Origin of the sequence: Amycolatopsis panacis, assembly GCF_003600245.1 — a bacterium.
Lineage (GTDB): Bacteria > Actinomycetota > Actinomycetes > Mycobacteriales > Pseudonocardiaceae > Amycolatopsis > Amycolatopsis sulphurea.
This window is the reverse complement of the sequence record NZ_QZFV01000142.1, coordinates 17209-37605: the sequence shown is the minus strand read 5'-3', so window position 1 is coordinate 37605 and position 20397 is coordinate 17209. Positions and strand designations below refer to the sequence as shown.

Genomic DNA, 20397 nt, shown 5'->3' with positions numbered 1-20397 from the left:
GATCGCCCGATCGGTTCCCGAATCGGCCGATCGGCTGATCACCTAGGACCAACGGATCGGCCACGATGAGCCACATGCTGATCAAGAAGCTCATCGGGCCGGCCCTCGCCGGACTGCTGCTCGTACCACTCGCACCCGGGGTCGCGACGGCAGCGGACACCCTGCACTGGCAGCCCTGCCGGAAGATCGCCGGCGAATGGCCCGCGGACGACCAGCGCACCGAATGCGCCACGATCAAGGTTCCGGTCGACTACGCGAAGCCGGGCGGACGCACCTTCGACCTCGCGGTGAGCCGGATCAAGGCCACCGGCACCCGGGACGGGGCCATCCTCGTCAACCCGGGCGGCCCCGGCGCCTCCGGAATGGACATGCCGAAAAAACTACTCGATTCGAAGGCAGCCGGTATCGGTGTGCACCACGACCTCATCGGCTTCTCGCCGCGTGGGATCGGCTACAGCGCGGCACTGTCCTGTAAGTGGGACCGGGCGAGCCCGGACTCTTCGCTGACCGAGAAGGAAAAGGCCCGTTTCAAATCCGAGAAGAACGCCACGCGGTACCGGGAATGCGTGGCGAAGGATCCGGAGTTCGTGGCTAATCTGACCACCGGAAACATCGCCCGCGACATGGACCGGATCCGGCAGGCGCTCGGCGAGGAGAAGATCGGCTACTACGGCGTCTCCTGGGGCACCGCGCTCGGTGCGGAATACCGCACGCTGTTCGACGACCACGTCGACAAGATGCTGCTCGACTCGGTGATGGCGTCCACTTTGGACCTCACAAGGGTCGATCACGACACGGCGGCGGCGCAGGAGAACACATTCCACGACTTCGCCGGCTGGCTGGCCGGCAACGACCGGATCTACCACTTCGGCACCACGAAGGCCGCCGTCCTCAAGACGCTACTGGACCTGCGGGCGAAGATCGACCACGGCGACATCGATCCCCTGCTCACCTCTGCCCGCCAGGACTGGCCGGGGTCGGCTCAGGACCTGGCGAAACTCCGCGACGGTAAGCCCGCCCACGCCACGGCACCGGCCGACCGCACCGGCTTCGACTGGCACCATCCGGACCCGACATTCGGCTGGGACCAGCAAGATGCTCTGCTCTGCAACGAATCGACCGGCACCCGCGACTTCGAAACGCACTGGCGCAACCGAACGGCGCTGACCGCCGAATTCCCCATCGCCGGCAGCTACGGCGAATACGACGGTCGCTGCGCCGGCTGGCCACTGCCCGCCACGCCTTGGCATTTCGCCCCGGGAAAGAGCCCGCTTCAGCTCGTCGGGCACGCCTACGAGTCGGTAACACCGCTACCCTGGGCCAAGGAAATGCGCGCCCACATCGGCGGCTCGCTCCTCACCATCGAGGACGACCAGCACGGCTCGCTGCCGTTCCTTCCATGCGCGTCGAAGGCGGTGGAGTTCTTCGACACCGGCAAGACCTCGGACACCACCTGCCCCGGCGCCCCGATCCCGCCGGCGGCCTAGGACCCGGTCACGGGTGGCTGGGCGTCCTCGGCGCGGACCCATTTCGCCAGGCGCTCAGCCACCGACTGGTACGGCAACGTCCCGGTCGCGGACGCGATCACCAGGTCGTAGGCGTCGTCCTCGAGTGCATCCAGGTCGTAGCCGTTCAGCCCGTAGAACACGAACACCGACATCCAGCCCAGCCGCTTGTTCCCGTCGACCAGCGGATCATTCCGGACAAGGGATTCCAGCAGCACCGCGGCCTTGTCGTGCAGCTCGGGATAGGCGTCCTGCCCCATGAGCGACACTTTCGGCCGGTGCGCCGCCGCGTCCAGCAAGCCGAGATCCCGCACCCGGGAAACTCCGAGATCACCCGCGAGGGCGAGCAGATCGTCCAGCGTCAGATACTCGAACTTCACTACTGCTCGAACTTTACTGCGCCAAGCGATCGAGCAAGCCCGCGTACCGGGACCGCCCGGCCACCGAAAGGCTGTGCACCCGCTCATCCCGGACCTGACGAGCCGCGGCGTCGGTGATCGCCCGCACCACCGCCTCGTGCTTGCTCACCCCGTTCACCTCCGCGAGCATGCCCAGAGCGCGCTCCTGCTCCTCGCTCAGCCTCAACGTCATAGCCATACCCAAGATGATACCACTCTGGTATCACGCGCCTCGACGTCGCTCACTGTCCAGTCCCACCACGCACGTTGCGCGTCTGCTCCGCGCGAGCCGCCAGTTCGGCATCCGGGGGGTAGTCCACCGCGGTCAAGGTGAGGCCGTGTGCCGGGGCGACGGCGCTGTCCCGCCGCCCGCTCGCCAGTACGTCCCCCGGCCACTCCGGGGCGCGGCGGCCATCTCCGACCAGCAGGAGAACACCGACCAGGCTGCGGACCATCGAATGACAGAACGCGTCCGCGGAGACCCGGGCCTCCACCAGGTACTCGTCAATCCGAGTCCAGGAGAGGTGCTGCAGCTCGCGGATAGTGGTGCCGCCCTCGCGCTGCTTGCAGTACGCGGCGAAGTCCTGCAGGCCCAGCAGATCCTGCGCGGCCGCGTTCATCCGGTCCGTGGACAACGGACGCCCCCACGCCAGGGTGTCGTTGCGGCGCAACGGATCCACGCCCCACGGCGCGTCCGAGACGCGATAGCGGTAATGCCGCCGGACGGCGGAGAAACGAGCGTCGAAACCGGCGGGGGCCACGCTCGCCCGCAGCACCCGGACGTCGGCGGGCAGCAGCTTGTTCCACCGGCCGCGCATCCGGGTCAGGTCCGGGATGCCCTGCTCGTCCACCGGGATCCGGCCGGGTGCGGCCGGAACCAGCGGCACCACGTCGACGTGCACGACCTGTCCGCTCGCGTGCACGCCGGCGTCCGTACGGCCGGCCACCACGACCGATTTCGGTACCTCGGCGCCCGGTGGCTGGCGCTGCAGAGCCTCCTCCAGGCAAGCCTGCACGGTGCGGCGGCCGGGCTGGCGGGCCCAGCCGGAGAAGTCCGTGCCGTCGTAGGAGACGTCGAGGCGCAGACGAACGAGCCCGCCCTCCCCGGGGGGAGTGGCGGGCTCGTCCGATGCCGGTGTTGCCGTCAGGACTCAGTCCTTCTTGGCGTCCGCGTCGGCCTCGGTCTCGGCGGCGGCCTCGGCCGGAGCCTCCTCGGTGGTCTCCGCGGTCGCGGCGGCCTCCTCGGTCACCTCGGCGGCGGACTCCTCCGAGGTGGACTCCTGCGAGGTGGACTCCTCGACGACGGCCGGAGCCTCGGCGTCCTTCGCGAACTTGGTCTTGCGCGCCCGCTCGGCCTCCGAGGTCACGGTCTTCTCCGCGACCAGTTCGATGACCGCCATCGCCGCGTTGTCACCCTTGCGCGGAAGCGTCTTGGTGATCCGGGTGTAGCCACCCGGGCGCTCCGCGAAGTGCGGCCCGATCTCGGCGAACAGCTTGTGCAGCACGTCCTTGTCCCGGACGACCTTCTGCACGAGGCGACGGTTGTGCAGGTCGCCCCGCTTCGCCTTGGTGATCAGCTTCTCGGCCAGCGGGCGGACCCGGCGGGCCTTGGCCGCGGTGGTGGTGATCCTGCCGTGCTCGAACAGCTGCGTGGCCAGATTGGCCAGGATCAGCCGCTGGTGGGCGGACGACCCGCCGAGCCGGGCTCCCTTGGTAGGGGTGGGCATGGGTTCTCCTCGTTCAGCTCACAGCGTCCGGGCACGCGGCCTCAGAGCTGCTCGGTCTCTGCGTAGTCCTGGCCATCGTCGTGGCCCTCGTCCGAAATCCCGCCGCCGATCCCGGCGACCCCCTCGGCTGCCCAGCCTTCGCCGTCGTACCCGGCGGCGGCCGCGGACGGATCGAACCCGGGCGGGCTGTCCTTGAGCGCCAGGCCGAGGCCGACCAGCTTCAGCTTGACCTCGTCGATCGATTTGGCGCCGAAGTTGCGGATGTCGAGCAGGTCCGCCTCGCTGCGCGAGACGAGCTCACCGACGGTGTGGATGCCCTCGCGCTTGAGGCAGTTGTAGGACCGGACGGTGAGGTCCAGGTCCTCGATCGGCATCGCGTAGGCGGCGATGGTGTCCGCCTCCTGCGGCGACGGGCCGATCTCGATGCCCTCGGCGTCGACGTTCAGCTCGCGGGCGAGGCCGAACAGCTCCACCAGCGTCTTGCCCGCCGAGGCCACCGCGTCCCGCGGGGTGATCGACGGCTTGGTCTCGACGTCCAGGATCAGCTTGTCGAAGTCGGTGCGCTGCTCGACCCGGGTCGCCTCGACCTTGTAGGTCACCTTCAGCACCGGCGAGTAGATCGAGTCCACCGGGATCCGGCCGATCTCCGCGCCCGCCTGCTTGTTCTGCAGGGCCGGAACGTACCCGCGGCCGCGCTCGACGACGAGCTCGATCTCGAGCTTGCCCTTGCCGTTCAGCGACGCGATGTGCAGATCCGGGTTGTGCACGGTGACGCCGGCCGGCGGCACGATGTCGGCGGCCGTGACCTCACCGGGGCCCTGCTTGCGCAGGTACATGGTGACCGGCTCGTCCTCCTCCGAGGACACGACCAGTTCCTTGAGGTTCAGGATGATGTCGGTGACGTCTTCCTTCACCCCGGGAACGGTGGTGAACTCGTGCAGCACGCCGTCGATGCGGATGCTCGTCACGGCCGCGCCCGGAATGGACGAGAGCAGCGTGCGCCGCAGCGAGTTGCCGAGCGTGTAGCCGAAGCCGGGCTCCAGCGGTTCGATGGTGAACCGGGAGCGGGTCTCGTTGACCGTCTCTTCGCCGAGAGCCGGCCGCTGGGAAATCAGCATCTTCCTTGTTCCTTTCCAGACGGCGCCCGCCATATGACGCCGAAGGGATGGCGTGGCGGCGGCGCACCGTCCGCGCCGCCGCCGGTGAAACCTACTTCGAGTAGAGCTCGACGATCAGCTGTTCCTGCACCGGAACGTCGATCTGCGCACGCTCCGGGAGCTGGTGCACCAGCACGCGCAGGTTCGACGGGACGACCTGCAGCCAGGCCGGCACCGGGCGCTCGCCGAAGGACTCCTTCGCCGCCACGAACGGCAGCATGCCCATCGACTTCGGCCGCACGTCGATGATGTCCCACTTGGACACCTGGTACGAGGGCACGTTGACCTTGACGCCGTTGACCAGGAAGTGGCCGTGGCTGACCAGCTGGCGCGCCTGGCGGCGCGTGCGGGCGATGCCGGCGCGGTAGATCACGTTGTCCAGCCGCGACTCGAGGATCTGCAGCAGCACCTCACCGGTCTTGCCCGGACGCCGCACGGCCTCCTTGTAGTACCGGACGAACTGCCGCTCGAGCACGCCGTAGGTGTAGCGAGCCTTCTGCTTCTCCTGCGACTGCAGGAGGTACTCGGACTCCTTGATCCGGCCGCGGCCGTGCTGGCCGGGCGGGTACGGGCGACGCTCGAAAGCCTGGTCGCCGCCGATGAGGTCGACCTTGAGGCGACGCGAGATGCGCGTCGCGGGGCCGGTGTAGCGAGCCATGTTTTAGTACTCCTCCCCGTTCCTCAGACCCGGCGCCGCTTGGGCGGGCGGCAGCCGTTGTGAGGCTGCGGGGTCACGTCCTGGATGGTGCCGACCTCGAGGCCGGCCGCCTGCAGTGAGCGGATCGCCGTCTCCCGGCCCGAACCCGGGCCCTTCACGAAGACGTCGACCTTCTTCATGCCGTGCTCGGCCGCCTTGCGGGCGGCGTTCTCGGCGGCCATCTGCGCGGCGAACGGAGTGGACTTGCGCGAGCCCTTGAAGCCCACGTGCCCGCTCGAGGCCCACGCGATCACCGCACCGGTCGGGTCGGTGATCGAGACGATGGTGTTGTTGAAGGTGCTCTTGATGTGCGCGTGACCGTGCGCGACGTTCTTCTTTTCCTTGCGGCGGACCTTTTTGGTCCCCGCAGTGCGTGACTTCGGTGGCATATTCGAGGGTTCTCCTGTTAACGCGCGTTCTGGAGGTGTTCGGCGACGGCTTCCTGCTGCCCGCGCCGGATGATCGATCCGGCGTCGGTGTAGAGCTCGCGCAGCGCCATCGGACGGGCGTAGAGCGCCTTGGGCGAGACACAAGCCGTCGCGCGGCGGCTCGCGCCGCCTGCCATGCGCACGGCCTTCTTGCCCCGGACGCTCACTTCTTGCCGGCCTTCTTCTTGCCGGCGACCGTCTTCTTCGGGCCCTTGCGGGTACGGGCGTTGGTCTTGGTCCGCTGGCCACGGACCGGGAGACCACGACGCCAGCGCAGGCCCTGATAGGTGCCGATCTCGATCTTGCGCCGGATGTCCGCGTTCACCTCACGGCGAAGGTCACCCTCGACCTTGAAGTTCTCGTCGATGTACTCGCGCAGCTTGATCAGGTCCTCGTCGCTGAGATCCTTCACGCGGGTGTCCGCGTTCAGCTCGGCGGCGGCGATCATCTGCTTGGAGCGAGTACGGCCGATGCCGTAAATGTAGGTCAGCGCGATCTCCAGCCGCTTTTCGCGGGGGAGGTCGACGCCAGCGAGTCGTGCCACTGGTGCTCCTTCTTCGGTTTCGTCTTCAGGTCTGCTCCCCGACCGGTTCCGGAACCGACTCGCCTGTCGTGCCCGTGGCTTGCGCCTCGGGTGTCCCGGCCCCGGCCTGAAGTCCGGGGGTGCGCCGGACCGCTTACGCGGCCCGGCAGGTGCGGGGAGGGTGGGTAGCCGTCAAGCGGCCTGCTGCAGGTGCGGTGCTCAGCCCTGACGCTGCTTGTGACGCAGGTTCTCGCAGATCACCATGATCCGGCCGTGGCGGCGGATCACCTTGCACTTGTCGCAGATCTTCTTGACGCTCGGCTGGACCTTCACGTCTTCCTGCTTCCTGCTCTTCTCTGCTCTCGCGCGATCACTTGTAGCGGTAGACGATGCGGCCGCGGGACAGGTCGTAGGGCGAAAGCTCCACGAGTACCCGGTCCTCCGGCAGGATGCGGATGTAGTGCTGCCGCATCTTGCCGCTGATGTGCGCGAGAACCTTGTGGCCGTTCTCCAGTTCGACACGGAACATCGCGTTGGGGAGCGGCTCCACCACGCGGCCTTCGACCTCGATGGCCCCGTCTTTCTTAGCCATGTCCTCCGCAATCCTGATACACGCCCGAGTGCCCGGCGTGATCGTTCTCGAGCTCGAGTCCTTGCTTACTGGGTGGTGCGTCCGGCACACTCCACCTCCGACTCCGTTGTTCGCGACGATTCACGAGCAGGCTGGAACCGGCGTACGAGCGCGCCGACTTGACAGTGTACGCAACCCATGTAATGCGGCGCCAACGGGGGTCGGGCTACTCCCCTGCGCGGACCACCGGCGATCCGGTGCGCAGCCGGGTCAGGACTCTTCGGGAGCGGTCAGCACCCACGGCCCGTCCGCGGTGATCGCGACGGTGTGCTCCCAGTGCGCGGCCCGCGAACCGTCCGCGGTGACCACCGTCCAGCCGTCGTCCAGCTCCTCGGTCTCACCCCCGCCGCCGGTCAGCATCGGCTCGACCGCGAGCGCCATGCCGGGCTTGAGCCGCGGGCCTTTGCCCGGTTTGCCGACATTCGGCAGGAACGGCTCCATGTGCATCTGGCTGCCGATACCGTGCCCGCCGTACTCGAGGATCATCCCGTAGCCGACGCCGTGCTCCCGGCCGGCCTTTTCGGCCGCGGTCTGCACCGCGTGCGAGATGTCGGTGAGCCGGGCGCCGGCGCGGACCGCCGCGACCCCGGCCCACATCGCCCGTTCGGTGGCCTCGGACAGCTTCCGGTCCTTTTCCGAGACCTCGCCGACGGCGATGGTGACCGCGGAGTCGCCGTGCCAGCCGTCCAGGATCGCGCCGCAGTCCACCGAGATCAGGTCGCCCTCGCCGAGCACCTGCTCCTTCGCCGGGATGCCGTGCACGATCTGCTCGTTCACCGAGGCACAGATCGAGGCGGGAAAACCGTGGTAACCCTGGAACGAGGGCACCGCGCCGGCGTCGCGGATGGTCTGTTCGGCGAGTTCGTCCAGTTCGGCGGTGCTGACCCCGGGCCGGGCCAGGTCCCGGACCGCGGCCAGGGTGCGCGCCACGATCAGCCCGGCCGCGCGCATCGCCTGCAGCTCGCCGCGGGTCTTGACCTCGATCATGCGCCCACGGCGGAGCACCTGCAGAACACGCAATCCTCCGAGATTCACGTGCGGTCGCGCAGCGCTTCCAGTACCCGGCCGGAGACCTCGTCCACCGCGCCGACCCCGTCCACGGTCACCAGGATCGCCGAGTAGTACTCCAGCAGCGGCGCCGTCTCCGACACGTAGACCTGCTGGCGGCGGCGGATCACGTCCTCGGTGTCGTCCGAGCGGCCACGCGACATCAGCCGGCCGACCACCACGTCCTCGGGCACCTGCAGCTCGATCACCGCGTCGAGCCGGGTGTCGGCCTCGGTCAGCATCTCGCCGAGCACCTCGGCCTGCTTGGTGTTGCGCGGGAAACCGTCGAGCAGGAAGCCGGCCTTGGCGTCCGGTTCGGCCAGCCGCTCGCGGACCATCTCGTTGGTGACCGAGTCCGGGACCAGCTCACCGGAGTCGAGGTAACGCTTCGCCTCCTGGCCCAGCGGGGTCTCCTGGCCGACGTGCGCGCGGAACAGGTCGCCGGTGGAGATGTGCGGGATCCGCAGCTGTTCGGACAGGGCCACCGCCTGGGTGCCCTTGCCCGCGCCGGGCGGTCCGACGAGAACCAGTCGCGTCACTTCAGGAACCCTTCGTAGTTGCGCTGCATCAGCTGGCTTTCGATCTGCTTCACGGTGTCGAGCCCGACACCGACCATGATCAGCACAGCCGTGCCACCGAACGGGAAGTTCTGGTTGTTCCCGCTACCGGTGAGGGACAGGAAGAAGTTCGGGAGGATCGCGATGATGCCCAGGTAGAGCGAGCCCGGCAGGGTGATCCGGCCGAGCACGAAACTCAGGTACTCGGCGGTCGGGCGGCCGGGGCGGATGCCCGGGATGAAGCCGCCGAACTTCTTCATCTCCTCGGCCCGCTCGTCCACGTTGAACGTGATGGTGATGTAGAAGTACGTGAAGAAGATGATCAGCGCGAAGTACAGCAGGATGTGCACCCAGCTGCCCTGGTTGACGATGTAGTTCTGGATGAACGACTGCCAGCCGGAGTTGCTGTTGGGATCCCCGATCAGCTGGCTGATCAGCTGCGGCAGGTACAGCAGCGAGGAAGCGAAGATGACCGGGATGACACCGGCCTGGTTCACCTTGATCGGCAGATAGGTGGAGGTACCGCCGTACATCCGCCGGCCGATCATCCGCTTCGCGTACTGCACCGGGATCCGCCGCTGGCCCTGCTCCACGAAGATGACGCTGGCGATGATCACCAGGCCGAACACGCAGACCACGACGAGCGAGATGCCGCCGCCGTTGCTCAGGATGTTGGCGCCCTCGGTGGGGATGCGCGCGGCGATGTTCAGGAAGATCAGCACCGACATGCCGTTGCCGACACCGCGCTCGGTGATCAGCTCGCCCAGCCACATCATCACCGCGGTGCCCGCGGTCATGGTGATCACGATCAGCGCCAGCGAGTAGATGCCGTTGTCCGGGATGATCTGCTGCGAGCAGCCCTGGAACAGGGTGCCGCGGTCGGCCAGCGCGACCACGCCGGTGGCCTGCAGGATCGCCAGCGCGATCGTCAGGTACCGGGTGTACTGGGTCAGCTTGTTCTGGCCGGACTGGCCTTCCTTCTTCAGCTCCTCGAACCGCGGGATGACCACGGTGAGCAGCTGGACGATGATGCTCGCCGTGATGTAGGGCATGATGCCCGTCGCGAACAGCGAAAGCTGCAGCAGCGCACCACCGCTGAACAGGTTGAGCAGCTGGTACACGCCCTGCTGGTCAGCCTGGTTGGTGCACGCCTGGACGGCGGAGAAGGAGATCCCCGGGGCCGGAATGGCGGCACCGATCCGGTAGACCGCGACGATGGCTAGCGTGAACAGGATCTTCTTACGTAGATCCGGCGTCGCGAGAGCCGAGCGGAAGGCGCTGAGCACGCGGGGGACCTCCTCGGCGTCGTCAGTCGTCCCGACCGACGATCGGCTTGGTCGGCACGGAGCCGACAGGAACTCTATTTCACTGGCAGGCAAGCCAGGAACGCTTCAGGGCACACCGGTCCCGGAAGCGTGCCGCCGACTCTAACAGCTTCGACAGTCCGGCCCGCAGCGTGTGTACGTTTGCCGCGCCAGAGGGGTCCGGCGCGCCGGCCGGACGGTGCAGGTGAGGCCGTTCGAAGGCGCCGGCCTCACCTGTTCGGCCGCGGGCATTCGGCGGGTTTTCCGCTGCCCGGCAGGGAAAAGCGCAGTGGCCCACCCGGCGGCTGCCGGGTGGGCCACTACAGCGGAAAGCGCACTGCTCAGTTGACGGTGGCCGAGCCACCGGCAGCTTCGAGCTTCTCCTTGGCGGAGCCGGAGAACGCGTCGGCGGTGATGTCCAGCTTGACGCCGTTCACCTCACCGTTGCCGAGCACCTTCACGAGCTTGCCCTTGCGGACCAGCCCGTTCGCCGCCAGCTCCGCCGGGCCGACCTGACCACCGTCGGCGAACACCCGGGCGATGTCGCCCACGTTCACCGGCTGGTACTCGGTGCGGAACCGGTTCTTGAAGCCGCGCAGCTTCGGCAGCCGCATGTGGATGGGCATCTGCCCACCCTCGAACCCGGCGGGCACGTTCTTCCGGGCCTTGGTGCCCTTCGTACCGCGACCGGCGGTCTTGCCCTTGGAACCCTCACCACGGCCGACCCGGATCTTGTCGCGCTTGGCGCCGGGGGCGGGCCGCAGGTGGTGGATCTTGATGGCCGTCATGCCTTGACCTCCTCGACCTCCACCAGGTGGCGGACGGTGTGGATGAGGCCGCGCACCTGGGGGGTGTCCTCACGCACGACGCTCTGGCGGATCTTGCGCAGCCCGAGGGTACGCAGGGATTCGCGGTGCGCGTGCTTCGTGCCGATCTTGCTCTTGACCTGGGTCACCTTCAGCTGAGCCATGTCAGACCCCCTGGCCGGCACGCTGACGCAGCATCCGGGCCGGCGCGACGTCCTCGAGCGGCAGGCCACGGCGGGCCGCGACTGCCTCCGGACGCTGCAGGCCCTTGAGGGCCGCCACGGTCGCGTGCACGATGTTGATCGCGTTGTCGGAGCCGAGCGACTTCGACAGCACGTCCTGGATGCCCGCGCACTCCAGCACCGCGCGCACCGGACCACCGGCGATGACCCCGGTACCGGCGGACGCCGGACGCAGCAGCACCACCCCGGCGGCCTCCTCACCCTGGATCGGGTGCGGAATGGTGCCGCCGACGCGAGGCACGCGGAAGAAGTTCTTCTTCGCCTCTTCGACGCCCTTGGCGATGGCCGCGGGAACTTCCTTGGCCTTGCCGTAGCCGACGCCGACCTGGCCGTCGCCGTCGCCGACGACCACCAGTGCGGTGAAGCTGAACCGACGACCACCCTTGACCACCTTGGCCACGCGGTTGATCGTCACGACCTTCTCGAGGTGCGGAGACTTGTCCTGGGCCGCTCCGCCACGGCCGCCGTCGCGCCGGTCGCGACGGTCCCGCCGGTCACCGCGGTCGTTGCCGCCCTGACCCGGTCCGCCCTGGCCGCCGCCGAATTGCCGTGTACGTCCCGGCATCAGGCTTTCCTTCCATTCACGAGCATGTGCATCAGAACTTCAACCCCGCTTCACGAGCGGCGTCGGCGAGAGCGGCGATGCGGCCGTGGTAGGCGTTGCCACCCCGGTCGAACACCACGGCCTCGATGCCTGCTGCCTTGGCCCGCTCGGCGACGAGTTCGCCGACCTTCGCGGCCTTGGCCTTCTTGTCGCCCTCGAAGGACCGCAGGTCCGCCTCGAGAGTGGACGCCGACACCAGCGTGTGGCCGGCGAGGTCGTCGATCACCTGCACGGCGATGTGCCGCGAGGACCGCTTGACGGCCAGCCGCGGCCGCACCGGGGTGCCGCCGACCTTCTTGCGGAGGCGGAAGTGCCGACGGGTCTTCGCGACGCGGCGGCGGGTCGAGATGTCCTTGCCGACCGGCTTGCGCTTCGTGGTAGTCGTGTCGCTCATGATCACTTACCCGTCTTTCCGACCTTGCGGCGGATCTTCTCACCCTCGTAGCGCAGGCCCTTGCCCTTGTACGGGTCCGGGCGGCGCAGCTTGCGGATGACCGCGGCCGTCTCGCCGACCTTCTGCTTGTCGATGCCGGAGACCGAGAACCGGGTCGGCGTCTCCACCTTGAAGGTGATGCCTTCCGGGGCCTCGATCTTCACCGGGTGGCTGTAGCCGAGGGCGAACTCGAGGTCCGAGCCCTTGGCCTGCACGCGGTAACCGACGCCGTGGATCTCGAGCTTCTTCTCGTAGCCCTGGGTCACGCCCACCACGAGGTTGTTCACCAGCGTGCGGGTGAGCCCGTGCAGGGCCCGGCTCGTGCGCTCGTCGTCCGGGCGCTTCACCAGCAGGGCGCCGTCCTCGCCGCGCTCGACGACGATCGGCTCGGCGACGGTGTGCTCCAGGGTGCCCTTGGGCCCCTTGACCTGGATGTGCTGACCGTCGATGGTCACCTCGACCCCGGAGGGGACGGCGACCGGCAGCTTTCCGATGCGTGACATGTCTGTGCCCCCTCCCTTACCAGACGTAGGCGAGGACTTCGCCGCCCACGTTGTTGCGCTTGGCCTGCCGGTCGGTCTGCAGGCCACCGGACGTCGAGATGATCGCGACGCCGAGGCCACCCAGCACGGACGGCAGTTCGGTCGATTTTGCGTACACCCGCAGACCCGGCTTGGACACCCGCCGGAGACCGGCGATGCTGCGCTCCCGGTTGGGGCCGTACTTCAGCTCGACGACCAGGTTCTTGTGCTTCTCACCCGGCTCGTCGCGGTAGCTCGCGATGTAGCCCTCGCGCTTGAGGATCTCGGCGATGTTCGCCTTGATCTTCGAGTGCGGAAGCACGACCTCGTCGTGGTAGGCCGAGTTCGCGTTGCGCAGACGGGTCAAGAAGTCTGCGATGGGGTCGGTCATCGTCATGGTGACCTGTCAACCTTTCTCGCCTGGTTCCCCACCCCTGCCCTGGGTCGGCAGCGGTGGGGCCTGTGGCGAACTGGGAAATAGAGTTTCGAGCCTTACCAGCTGGACTTGCGGACACCGGGCAGTTCGCCCGCGTGCGCCATCTCCCGGAGGCAGATCCGGCACAGCCCGAACTTGCGGAACACCGAGTGCGGACGCCCGCACCGGTTGCAGCGGGTGTAGCCGCGCACCGCGAACTTCGGCTTCCGCGCGGCCTTGCTGATCAGCGCTTTCTTGGCCATCGGCTCAGTTCTCCTTGAACGGGAAGCCGAGCTTGCGCAGCAGCGCCCGGCCCTCGTCGTCGGTGGTGGCAGTGGTGACGACGGTGACGTCCATACCGCGCGGACGGTCGATGTCGTCGGGGTTGATCTCGTGGAACATCGACTGCTCGTTGAGACCGAACGTGTAGTTGCCGTTGCCGTCGAATTGCTTGGCCGACAGGCCGCGGAAGTCGCGGATACGGGGCAGCGCGATGGTCAGCAGCCGGTCGAGGAACTCCCACATCCGGTCGCCGCGCAGCGTGACGCGCGCACCGATCGGCTGGCCCTCGCGCAGCTTGAACTGCGCGATGGACTTGCGGGCCTTCCGGACCTCCGGCTTCTGGCCGGTGATCAGGGAGAGGTCGCGGACCGCGCCCTCGATCAGCTTGCTGTCGCGGGCGGCGTCCCCGACACCCATGTTCACGACGACCTTCACGACGCCGGGAATCTGGTGCACGTTGGGGATGGCGAACTCCTTCTGGAGTTCACCCTTGATCTCTTCGCGGTACCGGGTCTTCAGACGCGGCACGATCTTCTCTGCGGTGGTCATGTCAGATGTCCTTGCCGTTCCGGCGCGAGACCCGGACCTTCTTGCCGTCCTCGCCGATGCGGTAACCCACCCGGGTCGGCTTGCCGTCCGAGTCCACGACCATCACGTTCGACACGTGGATGGGCGCCTCCTGGGTCACGATGCCACCGGACTGCGCGCCCCGCTGGGTCTGGCTGATCCGGGTGTGCTTCTTGATCCGGTTCACGCCCTCGACCAGCACTCGCTCGCGCTCCGGGTAGGCCTGGATGACCTTGCCCTTGGCACCCTTGTCCTTGCCGGCGATGACGACGACCGTGTCGCCTTTCTTCACCTTCATCACAGCACCTCCGGCGCGAGCGAAATGATCTTCATGAACTTTCGGTCGCGCAGCTCGCGGCCCACCGGGCCGAAGATGCGGGTGCCCCGGGGCTCGTTGTCGTTCTTGATGAGCACGGCGGCGTTCTCGTCGAAGCGGATGTACGAGCCATCGGCCCGACGCCGCTCCTTCACCGTGCGGACGATGACGGCCTTGACGACGTCGCCCTTCTTCACCCCGGCAGCCGGGATGGCGTCCTTCACGGTGGCGACGATGATGTCGCCGATGCCGGCGTAGCGCCGCCCGGACCCGCCGAGAACGCGGATGCAGAGGATTTCCTTCGCACCCGTGTTGTCGGCAACCCGAAGCCGCGACTCCTGCTGGATCACGTCAACTCCTGTATGTCGCGCTGGTTCTCACGTGGTGAATAGACACCGTCGCGAGCCTTGCGGAACCAAGAGCTCCCGGGAAAACCCGAAGAGCCCTGCTTACTTGGCCTTCTCCACGACCTGCACCAGCCGCCAGCGCTTCGTCGCCGACAGCGGCCGGGTCTCCATCAGGCTGACCCGGTCGCCCTCGCCCGCCTCGTTGTTCTCGTCGTGCACCTTGACCTTGGTGGTGCTGCGGAGAACCTTCGCGTAACGCGGGTGCTTCTTGCGGTCCTCGAGCTCGACCACGATCGTCTTGTCCATCTTGTCCGAGACGACGTAGCCCTCGCGCACCTTGCGGTAGTTGCGCGCGACCTTCTCGGTGGGCTGCTCGCTCATGCGGCACCTTCACTCTCGGTGTCGGGGGCCACGGACAGGCCGAGCTCACGCTCACGCATGACCGTGTAGATCCGCGCGATGTCCGAACGGACGGTGCGCAGCCGACGGTTGTTGTCCAGCTGCCCGGTGGCCATCTGGAACCGGAGGTTGAACAGCTCCTCCTTGTACTCCTTCAGGCGCAGCACGAGCTCTTCGGCGGTGAGCTCACGCAGCTCGGATGCCTGTGCGGCTCCGCTGGCCATCAGAACTCACCTTCCCGGGTCACGATGCGGCACTTCATGGGGAGCTTGTGGATCGCGCGGCGGAGCGCCTCGCGGGCGGTCTCCTCGTTCGGGAAGCTGATCTCGAACATCACGCGGCCCGGCTTCACGTTGGCGATCCACCACTCCGGCGAACCCTTACCGGAACCCATCCGGGTCTCGGCGGGCTTCTTGGTCAGCGGGCGGTCCGGGTAGATCGTCGTCCACACCTTGCCGCCACGCTTGATGTGACGGGTCATGGCGATACGAGCGGACTCGATCTGCCGGTTCGTCACGTAGCTGTGCTCGAGCGCCTGGATGCCGAACTCGCCGAAGCTGACCTTCGTACCGCCCTTGGCGGCGCCGTGGCGCTTCGGGGAGTGCTGCTTCCGGTGCTTGACCTTGCGCGGGATGAGCACGTCTCAGCCCTCCGTCTTTTCAGCGGTCTCGGCGGCCGGGGCCGCCTCGGTCGCGGTGTCGCTCTTGGCGGCGGCCGCCGCACGCCCGGCCTCGGTCGAGGTCGGGGTCGTGCCGGAGGCACCGGAACGACGCGGGCGGGACGGGCGGTCACCACGGTCGCGGCGCGGGGCCCGCTCGGCTGCCGCAGCGGCGTCGCGCGCCTCGCGGGCCTTGAGGCCACCGACCAGCTCACCCTTGTAGATCCACACCTTCACGCCGATGCGGCCGAACGTCGTCTTGGCCTCGAAGAAGCCGTAGTCGATGTCGGCACGCAGCGTGTGCAGCGGGACCCGGCCGTCGCGGTAGTGCTCGGAGCGGGACATCTCGGCACCGCCGAGACGACCGCCGCACTGCACGCGAATGCCCTTGACCTGCGGGGAGCGCATGGAGCTCTGGATCGCCTTGCGCATCGCGCGGCGGAACGCCACACGGTTGCTCAGCTGCTCCGCGACACCCTGCGCGACCAGCTGCGCGTCGGACTCGGGGTTCTTCACCTCGAGGATGTTCAGCTGGACCTGCTTCTTGGTCAGCTTCTCCAGCGCGCCGCGGATCCGGTCGGCCTCCGCGCCGCGACGGCCGATGACGATGCCCGGCCGGGCGGTGTGGATGTCCACGCGGACGCGGTCACGGGTGCGCTCGATCTCGACCTTGGAGATGCCGGCGCGCTCCATACCGGTGGAGAGCAGCTTGCGGATCTTGACATCCTCGGCCACGTACTCCGCGTACTGCTTGTCGGCGTACCAGCGCGACTTCCAGTCGGTGGTGATACCCAGGCGGAAGCCGTGCGGGTTGATCTTCTGGCCCACTACCGGCCACCTGCCTTCTTCTTGCTCTGCGCCTTCTTCACGTCGGCCTTCGGACGGGCCTCGACCTCGACGGTGATGTGGCTGGTCCGCTTGCGGATCCGGTACGCGCGGCCCTGGGCCCGCGGGCGGATGCGCTTGAGGGTCGGGCCCTCGTCGGCGTACGCGTTCTTGACCCAGAGGGTGTCCGGGTCCAGCTGAAGGTTGTTCTCGGCGTTGGCCACGGCGCTGGCGAGCACCTTCGCGACCGGCTCGCTGGCCGCCTGCGGGGCGAACCGGAGCACGGCCAAGGCGTCGGCGGCGCTACGTCCCTTGATGAGCTCGATCACCCGGCGCACCTTCATCGGCGAGTCCCGGACGAAGCGAGCCCGCGCGTACGCCGTAGGCAGTTCAGCCTCGACGGTCGCGTCGTTCTGGGCGTTCATCGCTACTTCCCTTGTCTTTTCTCGTGCCCGCTCAGCGGCGGCGCGACTTGCGGTCGTCCTTGATGTGACCCTTGAAGGTCCGCGTCGGGGCGAACTCGCCCAGCTTGTGACCCACCATGGCCTCGGTGACGAACACCGGGACGTGCTTGCGGCCGTCGTGCACCGCGATCGTGTGCCCGAGGAAGTCGGGGATGATCGTGGAGCGGCGCGACCAGGTCTTGATCACGGTCTTCTTGCCCGATTCGTTCAGCGCGTCCACCTTCTTGAGCAGGTGGTCGTCCACGAACGGGCCCTTCTTAAGGCTGCGTGGCATGTGCTTCTACCTCCCTGCTCAGCGCTTCTTGCCGGTACGCCGGCGGCGGACGATGAGGGCGTCGCTCGGCTTGCGCTTGCGCGTACGTCCCTCGGGCTTACCGTTCGGGTTGACCGGGTGGCGACCACCGGAGGTCTTCCCTTCACCACCACCGTGCGGGTGGTCGACCGGGTTCATCACGACACCACGGACCGTCGGGCGCTTGCCGCGCCAGCGGTTGCGGCCCGCCTTGCCCCAGTTGATGTTGGCGTGCTCGGAGTTGCCGACCTCACCGATCGTGGCGCGGTTGCGCACGTCCACGTTGCGGATCTCGCCCGAAGGCATCCGCAGCTGGGCGTACGGCCCGTCCTTGGCCACGAGCTGCACGCGCGCACCGGCGGACCGGGCGATCTTCGCGCCGCCGCCGGGGCGGAGCTCGATCGCGTGGATCACGGTGCCGACCGGGATGTTGCGCAGCGGCAGGTTGTTGCCCGGCTTGATGTCCGCGCGCGGACCGTTCTCGATCGGGTCGCCCTGCTTCAGCTTGTCCGGGGCGATGATGTAGCGCTTCTCGCCGTCGGCGTAGTGCAGCAGCGCTATGCGCGCGGTGCGGTTGGGGTCGTACTCGATGTGCGCGACCTTGGCCGGCACGCCGTCCTTGTCGTGGCGACGGAAGTCGATCACGCGGTAGGCGCGCTTGTGGCCGCCACCCTTGTGCCGGGTGGTGATCTTGCCCGAGGAGTTCCGGCCGCCCGAACCGCTCAGCGGACGCAGCAGCGACTTCTCCGGCGTGGACCGGGTGATCTCGGCGAAGTCCGAGACGCTCGAACCGCGACGACCCGGGGTCGTCGGCTTGTACTTGCGGATGCCCATTGTCAGCTCAGTCCTTTACGCGGTGGGTCCGCCGAAGATCTCGATCGCCTTGCTCTCGGGCGAAAGAGTCACGATGGCGCGCTTGGTGTCCTTGCGCTTGCCGAAGCCGGCGCGAGTCCGCTTCCGCTTGCCCTGCCGGTTGGCCGTGTTGACACTGACCACCTTGACGCCGAACACCTTCTCGACCGCGATCTTGATCTGGGTCTTGTTGGCGTCCGGACGCACGATGAACGTGTACTTGTGGTCCTCGAGCAGCCCGTAGGACTTCTCCGAGATGACCGGCGCGAGCAGGATGTCGCGGGGATCCGGAATGGCGATCGAGCTCACTTGTCGTCACTCCCTTCCGCAACTTCGCTTTCGCGCGCCACGGCCTTGGCACCCTTGCCCCGTACGGGACCGGCGACAAAGGCTTCGTAGGCGGCCCTGGTGAACACGACGTCGTCGTTCACGAGCACGTCGTAGGTGTTGAGCTGGTCGGCCCAGATCAGGTGCACGTGGGTCAGGTTCCGCGCGGACACCCAGGCGAGTTCCTCGCCGCGGTGCAGCACCACGAGCACGCGAGTGGCCTGCGTGACGGCGGCGATCGCGGACTTGGCGGACTTGGTCGAGGGCTTCTCGCCGGTGACCAGTTCCGTCACGACGTGCAGCTGCCCGGCGCGCGCCCGGTCGGAGAGGGCACCGCGCAGCGCGGCGGCCTTCATCTTCTTCGGGGTGCGCTGCGAGTAGTCGCGCGGCGTGGGGCCGTGCACGACGCCACCACCGGTGAACTGCGGGGCGCGGGTCGAACCCTGCCGCGCGCGGCCGGTGCCCTTCTGCCGGTACGGCTTCTTGCCGCCGCCGCGGACCTCGCCGCGGGTCTTCGTGTCGTGCGTGCCCTGGCGCGCGGCGGCCTGCTGGGCCACCACGACCTGGTGCATCAGCGCGATGTTGGCCTGCACGTCGAAGATCTCCGCAGGGAGTTCGAGCGTGCCGTCGGCTTTACCGGCCGGGGTCTTCAGCTCGACGCTGGTCATTCTCAGTTACCACCCTTCGCGGCGCTGCGCACGAACAGCAGGCCGCCCTTGGGACCGGGCACGGCGCCCTTGATCAGCAGCAGGCCGTCCTCGGCACGCACCGCGTGCACGGTCAGGCCCTGCGTGGTGACCCGGTCGTTGCCCATCCGGCCCGCCATCCGCAGGCCCTTGAACACGCGGCCGGGGGTGGCGCAGCCACCGATCGAGCCCGGCTTGCGGTGCACGGCCTGCGCACCGTGGCTGGCGCCCTGGCCCTTGAAGCCGTGGCGCTTCATGACACCGGCGTAGCCCTTGCCCTTGCTGGTACCGGTCACGTCGACCGAGGTACCGGCGGCGAACACCTCGGCGGTGATCTCCTGCCCGACCTCGTAGGTCTCCGCGTCGGTGGTGCGCAGCTCGGCGAGGTAGCGCCGCGGGGTCACGCCCGCCTTGTCGTAGTGGCCGGTGCGCGGCTTGTTCACCTTGCGCGGGTCGATCGCGCCGAACGCCAGCTGCACGGCCGTGTAGCCGTCCTTGTCCTGGGTCCGAACCTGGGTGACCACGTTCGGACCGGCCTTCACGACAGTCACCGGGACGACCCGGTTCTGCTCGTCGAAGACCTGGGTCATGCCGAGCTTCGTGCCCAGGATGCCCTTTACCTGCCTGTCAGACATGAGAGTCTCTTATCTCCGCCGCTCGCCGCGCTCTACTGGATGTTGACGTCGACGCTCGCCGGGAGGTCGATGCGCATGAGCGCGTCCACCGTCTTCGGCGTCGGGTCGAGGATGTCGATCAGACGCTTGTGCGTGCGCATCTCGAAGTGCTCGCGCGAGTCCTTGTACTTGTGCGGCGAGCGGATGACGCAGTAAACGTTCTTCTCGGTGGGCAGCGGCACCGGCCCGAGAACCCGGGCGCCGGTGCGCGTGACCGTCTCCACGATCTTGCGCGCGGAGCTGTCGATCGCCTCGTGGTCGTAGGCCTTGAGCCGAATGCGGATCTTCTGTCCCGCCATAGTGGCTGCGTTCCTTGTCGTCTCGTGCCGCTTTGTCTCGTCAACCCGGGCCGGAGCCCGGGTTTCAGCAGTTCAACGGCCCTGTCCCCGGTCCACGCGGTCGGGCGTGTCGCGCCCGCCGCACAGACGGATCCCTAAGGATCGTCGTCTTGCCTGGTCTTCCTCAACGTGAGGAGGCCGCGGGCCGGCATGCCGTCCCTACTGGCCTGTGCCCGCCAGCCGCACCCGAAGGAAGAGCTCTACGGACCGTGGCCACTCGCGCGGGGGCGGCCGGAACCCCTGCCGATTCACACCGACGGGAGTTCGGCCGCCCCGGAACGAGCAACCTGATTAGTGTCGCACACGTGATTTGACGCCCCTGACCCGGGGGTGTATCAGCCCCCGGCGGTCGACCCGACATCCCTGCCGAACCAC

Annotated in this window: 36 protein-coding genes; 1 reads left to right on the top strand and 35 read right to left on the bottom strand. The window is 67.9% G+C overall.

Going from position 1 to position 20397, the window contains the following annotated elements:
- Window positions 1-65 precede the first annotated feature (65 nt).
- A complete protein-coding gene (locus D5S19_RS29520; protein ID WP_233574238.1) occupies window positions 66-1487 on the top strand; it encodes an alpha/beta fold hydrolase in 1422 nt (473 codons plus the stop codon).
- Here D5S19_RS29520 and D5S19_RS29515 read toward each other — a convergent pair.
- From D5S19_RS29515 to rpsJ, 35 genes are all read right to left on the bottom strand, one after another.
- Entirely contained in the window at window positions 1484-1885 is a 402-nt protein-coding gene (locus D5S19_RS29515) for a type II toxin-antitoxin system death-on-curing family toxin (RefSeq protein ID WP_233574237.1), read from the bottom strand. The genes D5S19_RS29520 and D5S19_RS29515 overlap by 4 nt on opposite strands.
- Window positions 1886-1898: 13 nt before the next feature.
- Window positions 1899-2102 (bottom strand): DUF1778 domain-containing protein, encoded by a 204-nt coding sequence (locus D5S19_RS29510; RefSeq protein ID WP_120026628.1) that lies wholly within the window; start codon window positions 2100-2102, stop codon window positions 1899-1901.
- 43 nt (window positions 2103-2145) lie between these two features.
- Window positions 2146-2988: a tRNA pseudouridine(38-40) synthase TruA gene (gene truA, locus D5S19_RS29505; protein ID WP_120026627.1), complete on the bottom strand. Its 843-nt coding sequence runs from the start codon at window positions 2986-2988 to the stop codon at window positions 2146-2148.
- 66 nt (window positions 2989-3054) lie between these two features.
- Window positions 3055-3630, bottom strand: a complete 576-nt coding sequence (gene rplQ / locus D5S19_RS29500; RefSeq protein WP_120026626.1) for a 50S ribosomal protein L17 — start codon at window positions 3628-3630, stop codon at window positions 3055-3057.
- Window positions 3631-3671: 41 nt separating this feature from the next.
- Window positions 3672-4748 (bottom strand): DNA-directed RNA polymerase subunit alpha, encoded by a 1077-nt coding sequence (locus D5S19_RS29495; protein ID WP_120026625.1) that lies wholly within the window; start codon window positions 4746-4748, stop codon window positions 3672-3674.
- Between the two features lie 91 nt (window positions 4749-4839).
- Complete coding sequence (gene rpsD, locus D5S19_RS29490) at window positions 4840-5445, bottom strand: 30S ribosomal protein S4 (protein ID WP_120026624.1); 606 nt, start codon at window positions 5443-5445, stop codon at window positions 4840-4842.
- A gap of 23 nt (window positions 5446-5468) precedes the next feature.
- Window positions 5469-5873 (bottom strand): 30S ribosomal protein S11, encoded by a 405-nt coding sequence (rpsK, locus tag D5S19_RS29485; RefSeq protein WP_098511580.1) that lies wholly within the window; start codon window positions 5871-5873, stop codon window positions 5469-5471.
- A 17-nt stretch (window positions 5874-5890) separates the two neighbouring features.
- Window positions 5891-6079 (bottom strand): hypothetical protein, encoded by a 189-nt coding sequence (locus tag D5S19_RS29480; RefSeq protein WP_098511581.1) that lies wholly within the window; start codon window positions 6077-6079, stop codon window positions 5891-5893.
- On the bottom strand, window positions 6076-6456 hold the full coding sequence (rpsM, locus tag D5S19_RS29475; RefSeq protein ID WP_098511583.1) for a 30S ribosomal protein S13: 381 nt from the start codon (window positions 6454-6456) through the stop codon (window positions 6076-6078). The genes D5S19_RS29480 and rpsM overlap by 4 nt, the downstream gene beginning before the upstream one ends.
- A 198-nt stretch (window positions 6457-6654) precedes the next feature.
- Entirely contained in the window at window positions 6655-6768 is a 114-nt protein-coding gene (gene rpmJ, locus D5S19_RS29470) for a 50S ribosomal protein L36 (RefSeq protein WP_004558882.1), read from the bottom strand.
- A 37-nt stretch (window positions 6769-6805) separates the two neighbouring features.
- The gene (gene infA / locus D5S19_RS29465; RefSeq protein ID WP_098511584.1) at window positions 6806-7027 is read right to left on the bottom strand and encodes a translation initiation factor IF-1; all 222 of its coding nucleotides are present in this window, start codon (window positions 7025-7027) and stop codon (window positions 6806-6808) included.
- Window positions 7028-7276: 249 nt separating this feature from the next.
- Window positions 7277-8053, bottom strand: coding sequence for a type I methionyl aminopeptidase (gene map / locus D5S19_RS29460; RefSeq protein WP_120026623.1), 777 nt, complete (start codon window positions 8051-8053; stop codon window positions 7277-7279).
- Window positions 8054-8097: 44 nt separating this feature from the next.
- Window positions 8098-8652 carry an adenylate kinase gene (locus D5S19_RS29455; protein WP_120026622.1) on the bottom strand — a complete coding sequence of 185 codons (555 nt, stop codon included), beginning with the start codon at window positions 8650-8652 and terminating at the stop codon, window positions 8098-8100.
- Window positions 8649-9956: a preprotein translocase subunit SecY gene (secY, locus tag D5S19_RS29450; RefSeq protein ID WP_120026621.1), complete on the bottom strand. Its 1308-nt coding sequence runs from the start codon at window positions 9954-9956 to the stop codon at window positions 8649-8651. Before secY ends, D5S19_RS29455 begins: the two co-directional genes overlap by 4 nt.
- Before the next feature lie 359 nt (window positions 9957-10315).
- Entirely contained in the window at window positions 10316-10762 is a 447-nt protein-coding gene (rplO, locus tag D5S19_RS29445; RefSeq protein WP_098511591.1) for a 50S ribosomal protein L15, read from the bottom strand.
- Window positions 10759-10944 carry a 50S ribosomal protein L30 gene (gene rpmD / locus D5S19_RS29440; protein WP_033291195.1) on the bottom strand — a complete coding sequence of 62 codons (186 nt, stop codon included), beginning with the start codon at window positions 10942-10944 and terminating at the stop codon, window positions 10759-10761. The genes rplO and rpmD overlap by 4 nt, the downstream gene beginning before the upstream one ends.
- A gap of 1 nt (window position 10945) precedes the next feature.
- Entirely contained in the window at window positions 10946-11587 is a 642-nt protein-coding gene (rpsE, locus tag D5S19_RS29435; RefSeq protein WP_098511592.1) for a 30S ribosomal protein S5, read from the bottom strand.
- A 31-nt stretch (window positions 11588-11618) separates the two neighbouring features.
- On the bottom strand, window positions 11619-12020 hold the full coding sequence (gene rplR, locus D5S19_RS29430) for a 50S ribosomal protein L18 (protein WP_098511593.1): 402 nt from the start codon (window positions 12018-12020) through the stop codon (window positions 11619-11621).
- A gap of 2 nt (window positions 12021-12022) precedes the next feature.
- Window positions 12023-12562 (bottom strand): 50S ribosomal protein L6, encoded by a 540-nt coding sequence (gene rplF, locus D5S19_RS29425; protein ID WP_098511594.1) that lies wholly within the window; start codon window positions 12560-12562, stop codon window positions 12023-12025.
- A gap of 16 nt (window positions 12563-12578) precedes the next feature.
- On the bottom strand, window positions 12579-12977 hold the full coding sequence (rpsH, locus tag D5S19_RS29420; protein ID WP_020662789.1) for a 30S ribosomal protein S8: 399 nt from the start codon (window positions 12975-12977) through the stop codon (window positions 12579-12581).
- Between the two features lie 95 nt (window positions 12978-13072).
- Window positions 13073-13258 (bottom strand): type Z 30S ribosomal protein S14, encoded by a 186-nt coding sequence (locus tag D5S19_RS29415; RefSeq protein WP_098511596.1) that lies wholly within the window; start codon window positions 13256-13258, stop codon window positions 13073-13075.
- Between the two features lie 4 nt (window positions 13259-13262).
- Entirely contained in the window at window positions 13263-13826 is a 564-nt protein-coding gene (gene rplE, locus D5S19_RS29410) for a 50S ribosomal protein L5 (RefSeq protein ID WP_098511597.1), read from the bottom strand.
- Window position 13827: 1 nt separating this feature from the next.
- Window positions 13828-14142 carry a 50S ribosomal protein L24 gene (gene rplX, locus D5S19_RS29405; protein ID WP_005166786.1) on the bottom strand — a complete coding sequence of 105 codons (315 nt, stop codon included), beginning with the start codon at window positions 14140-14142 and terminating at the stop codon, window positions 13828-13830.
- Window positions 14142-14510, bottom strand: coding sequence for a 50S ribosomal protein L14 (gene rplN, locus D5S19_RS29400; RefSeq protein ID WP_098511599.1), 369 nt, complete (start codon window positions 14508-14510; stop codon window positions 14142-14144). Before rplN ends, rplX begins: the two co-directional genes overlap by 1 nt.
- Window positions 14511-14609: 99 nt before the next feature.
- The gene (gene rpsQ / locus D5S19_RS29395) at window positions 14610-14888 is read right to left on the bottom strand and encodes a 30S ribosomal protein S17 (RefSeq protein WP_120026620.1); all 279 of its coding nucleotides are present in this window, start codon (window positions 14886-14888) and stop codon (window positions 14610-14612) included.
- Window positions 14885-15130 carry a 50S ribosomal protein L29 gene (rpmC, locus tag D5S19_RS29390; RefSeq protein WP_098511602.1) on the bottom strand — a complete coding sequence of 82 codons (246 nt, stop codon included), beginning with the start codon at window positions 15128-15130 and terminating at the stop codon, window positions 14885-14887. The genes rpsQ and rpmC overlap by 4 nt, the downstream gene beginning before the upstream one ends.
- Complete coding sequence (gene rplP / locus D5S19_RS29385; protein WP_098511603.1) at window positions 15130-15546, bottom strand: 50S ribosomal protein L16; 417 nt, start codon at window positions 15544-15546, stop codon at window positions 15130-15132. The genes rpmC and rplP overlap by 1 nt, the downstream gene beginning before the upstream one ends.
- Before the next feature lie 3 nt (window positions 15547-15549).
- Window positions 15550-16392 (bottom strand): 30S ribosomal protein S3, encoded by an 843-nt coding sequence (rpsC, locus tag D5S19_RS29380; RefSeq protein ID WP_098511605.1) that lies wholly within the window; start codon window positions 16390-16392, stop codon window positions 15550-15552.
- Window positions 16392-16814, bottom strand: coding sequence for a 50S ribosomal protein L22 (rplV, locus tag D5S19_RS29375; protein ID WP_120026619.1), 423 nt, complete (start codon window positions 16812-16814; stop codon window positions 16392-16394). The genes rpsC and rplV overlap by 1 nt, the downstream gene beginning before the upstream one ends.
- A 31-nt stretch (window positions 16815-16845) precedes the next feature.
- Complete coding sequence (gene rpsS / locus D5S19_RS29370) at window positions 16846-17127, bottom strand: 30S ribosomal protein S19 (RefSeq protein WP_003102083.1); 282 nt, start codon at window positions 17125-17127, stop codon at window positions 16846-16848.
- Window positions 17128-17145: 18 nt separating this feature from the next.
- Window positions 17146-17979, bottom strand: coding sequence for a 50S ribosomal protein L2 (gene rplB, locus D5S19_RS29365; RefSeq protein ID WP_120026618.1), 834 nt, complete (start codon window positions 17977-17979; stop codon window positions 17146-17148).
- Between the two features lie 15 nt (window positions 17980-17994).
- On the bottom strand, window positions 17995-18306 hold the full coding sequence (gene rplW, locus D5S19_RS29360; RefSeq protein ID WP_098511610.1) for a 50S ribosomal protein L23: 312 nt from the start codon (window positions 18304-18306) through the stop codon (window positions 17995-17997).
- Window positions 18303-18992 carry a 50S ribosomal protein L4 gene (gene rplD / locus D5S19_RS29355; protein WP_120026617.1) on the bottom strand — a complete coding sequence of 230 codons (690 nt, stop codon included), beginning with the start codon at window positions 18990-18992 and terminating at the stop codon, window positions 18303-18305. The genes rplW and rplD overlap by 4 nt, the downstream gene beginning before the upstream one ends.
- A gap of 2 nt (window positions 18993-18994) precedes the next feature.
- Window positions 18995-19645, bottom strand: coding sequence for a 50S ribosomal protein L3 (gene rplC, locus D5S19_RS29350; RefSeq protein WP_120026616.1), 651 nt, complete (start codon window positions 19643-19645; stop codon window positions 18995-18997).
- A 32-nt stretch (window positions 19646-19677) separates the two neighbouring features.
- Window positions 19678-19983 carry a 30S ribosomal protein S10 gene (gene rpsJ / locus D5S19_RS29345; RefSeq protein ID WP_098511615.1) on the bottom strand — a complete coding sequence of 102 codons (306 nt, stop codon included), beginning with the start codon at window positions 19981-19983 and terminating at the stop codon, window positions 19678-19680.
- Between the last annotated feature and the right edge of the window lie 414 nt (window positions 19984-20397).

What these genes read in the sequence shown, in the direction of transcription:
- D5S19_RS29520 (WP_233574238.1), top strand. Translation starts at nt 66, where the DNA reads ATGAGCCACATGCTGATCAAGAAGCTCATCGGGCCGGCCCTCGCCGGA.
- D5S19_RS29510 (WP_120026628.1), bottom strand. Translation starts at nt 2,102, where the DNA reads ATGGCTATGACGTTGAGGCTGAGCGAGGAGCAGGAGCGCGCTCTGGGC.
- rplQ (WP_120026626.1), bottom strand. Translation starts at nt 3,630, where the DNA reads ATGCCCACCCCTACCAAGGGAGCCCGGCTCGGCGGGTCGTCCGCCCAC.
- D5S19_RS29495 (WP_120026625.1), bottom strand. Translation starts at nt 4,748, where the DNA reads ATGCTGATTTCCCAGCGGCCGGCTCTCGGCGAAGAGACGGTCAACGAG.
- rpsD (WP_120026624.1), bottom strand. Translation starts at nt 5,445, where the DNA reads ATGGCTCGCTACACCGGCCCCGCGACGCGCATCTCGCGTCGCCTCAAG.
- rpsK (WP_098511580.1), bottom strand. Translation starts at nt 5,873, where the DNA reads ATGCCACCGAAGTCACGCACTGCGGGGACCAAAAAGGTCCGCCGCAAG.
- infA (WP_098511584.1), bottom strand. Translation starts at nt 7,027, where the DNA reads ATGGCTAAGAAAGACGGGGCCATCGAGGTCGAAGGCCGCGTGGTGGAG.
- map (WP_120026623.1), bottom strand. Translation starts at nt 8,053, where the DNA reads ATGATCGAGGTCAAGACCCGCGGCGAGCTGCAGGCGATGCGCGCGGCC.
- rplO (WP_098511591.1), bottom strand. Translation starts at nt 10,762, where the DNA reads ATGACGGCCATCAAGATCCACCACCTGCGGCCCGCCCCCGGCGCCAAG.
- rpmD (WP_033291195.1), bottom strand. Translation starts at nt 10,944, where the DNA reads ATGGCTCAGCTGAAGGTGACCCAGGTCAAGAGCAAGATCGGCACGAAG.
- rpsE (WP_098511592.1), bottom strand. Translation starts at nt 11,587, where the DNA reads ATGCCGGGACGTACACGGCAATTCGGCGGCGGCCAGGGCGGACCGGGT.
- rplR (WP_098511593.1), bottom strand. Translation starts at nt 12,020, where the DNA reads ATGAGCGACACGACTACCACGAAGCGCAAGCCGGTCGGCAAGGACATC.
- rplF (WP_098511594.1), bottom strand. Translation starts at nt 12,562, where the DNA reads ATGTCACGCATCGGAAAGCTGCCGGTCGCCGTCCCCTCCGGGGTCGAG.
- rpsH (WP_020662789.1), bottom strand. Translation starts at nt 12,977, where the DNA reads ATGACGATGACCGACCCCATCGCAGACTTCTTGACCCGTCTGCGCAAC.
- D5S19_RS29415 (WP_098511596.1), bottom strand. Translation starts at nt 13,258, where the DNA reads ATGGCCAAGAAAGCGCTGATCAGCAAGGCCGCGCGGAAGCCGAAGTTC.
- rplE (WP_098511597.1), bottom strand. Translation starts at nt 13,826, where the DNA reads ATGACCACCGCAGAGAAGATCGTGCCGCGTCTGAAGACCCGGTACCGC.
- rplX (WP_005166786.1), bottom strand. Translation starts at nt 14,142, where the DNA reads ATGAAGGTGAAGAAAGGCGACACGGTCGTCGTCATCGCCGGCAAGGAC.
- rpsQ (WP_120026620.1), bottom strand. Translation starts at nt 14,888, where the DNA reads ATGAGCGAGCAGCCCACCGAGAAGGTCGCGCGCAACTACCGCAAGGTG.
- rpmC (WP_098511602.1), bottom strand. Translation starts at nt 15,130, where the DNA reads ATGGCCAGCGGAGCCGCACAGGCATCCGAGCTGCGTGAGCTCACCGCC.
- rplV (WP_120026619.1), bottom strand. Translation starts at nt 16,814, where the DNA reads ATGAACGCCCAGAACGACGCGACCGTCGAGGCTGAACTGCCTACGGCG.
- rpsS (WP_003102083.1), bottom strand. Translation starts at nt 17,127, where the DNA reads ATGCCACGCAGCCTTAAGAAGGGCCCGTTCGTGGACGACCACCTGCTC.
- rplB (WP_120026618.1), bottom strand. Translation starts at nt 17,979, where the DNA reads ATGGGCATCCGCAAGTACAAGCCGACGACCCCGGGTCGTCGCGGTTCG.
- rplD (WP_120026617.1), bottom strand. Translation starts at nt 18,992, where the DNA reads ATGACCAGCGTCGAGCTGAAGACCCCGGCCGGTAAAGCCGACGGCACG.
- rplC (WP_120026616.1), bottom strand. Translation starts at nt 19,645, where the DNA reads ATGTCTGACAGGCAGGTAAAGGGCATCCTGGGCACGAAGCTCGGCATG.
- rpsJ (WP_098511615.1), bottom strand. Translation starts at nt 19,983, where the DNA reads ATGGCGGGACAGAAGATCCGCATTCGGCTCAAGGCCTACGACCACGAG.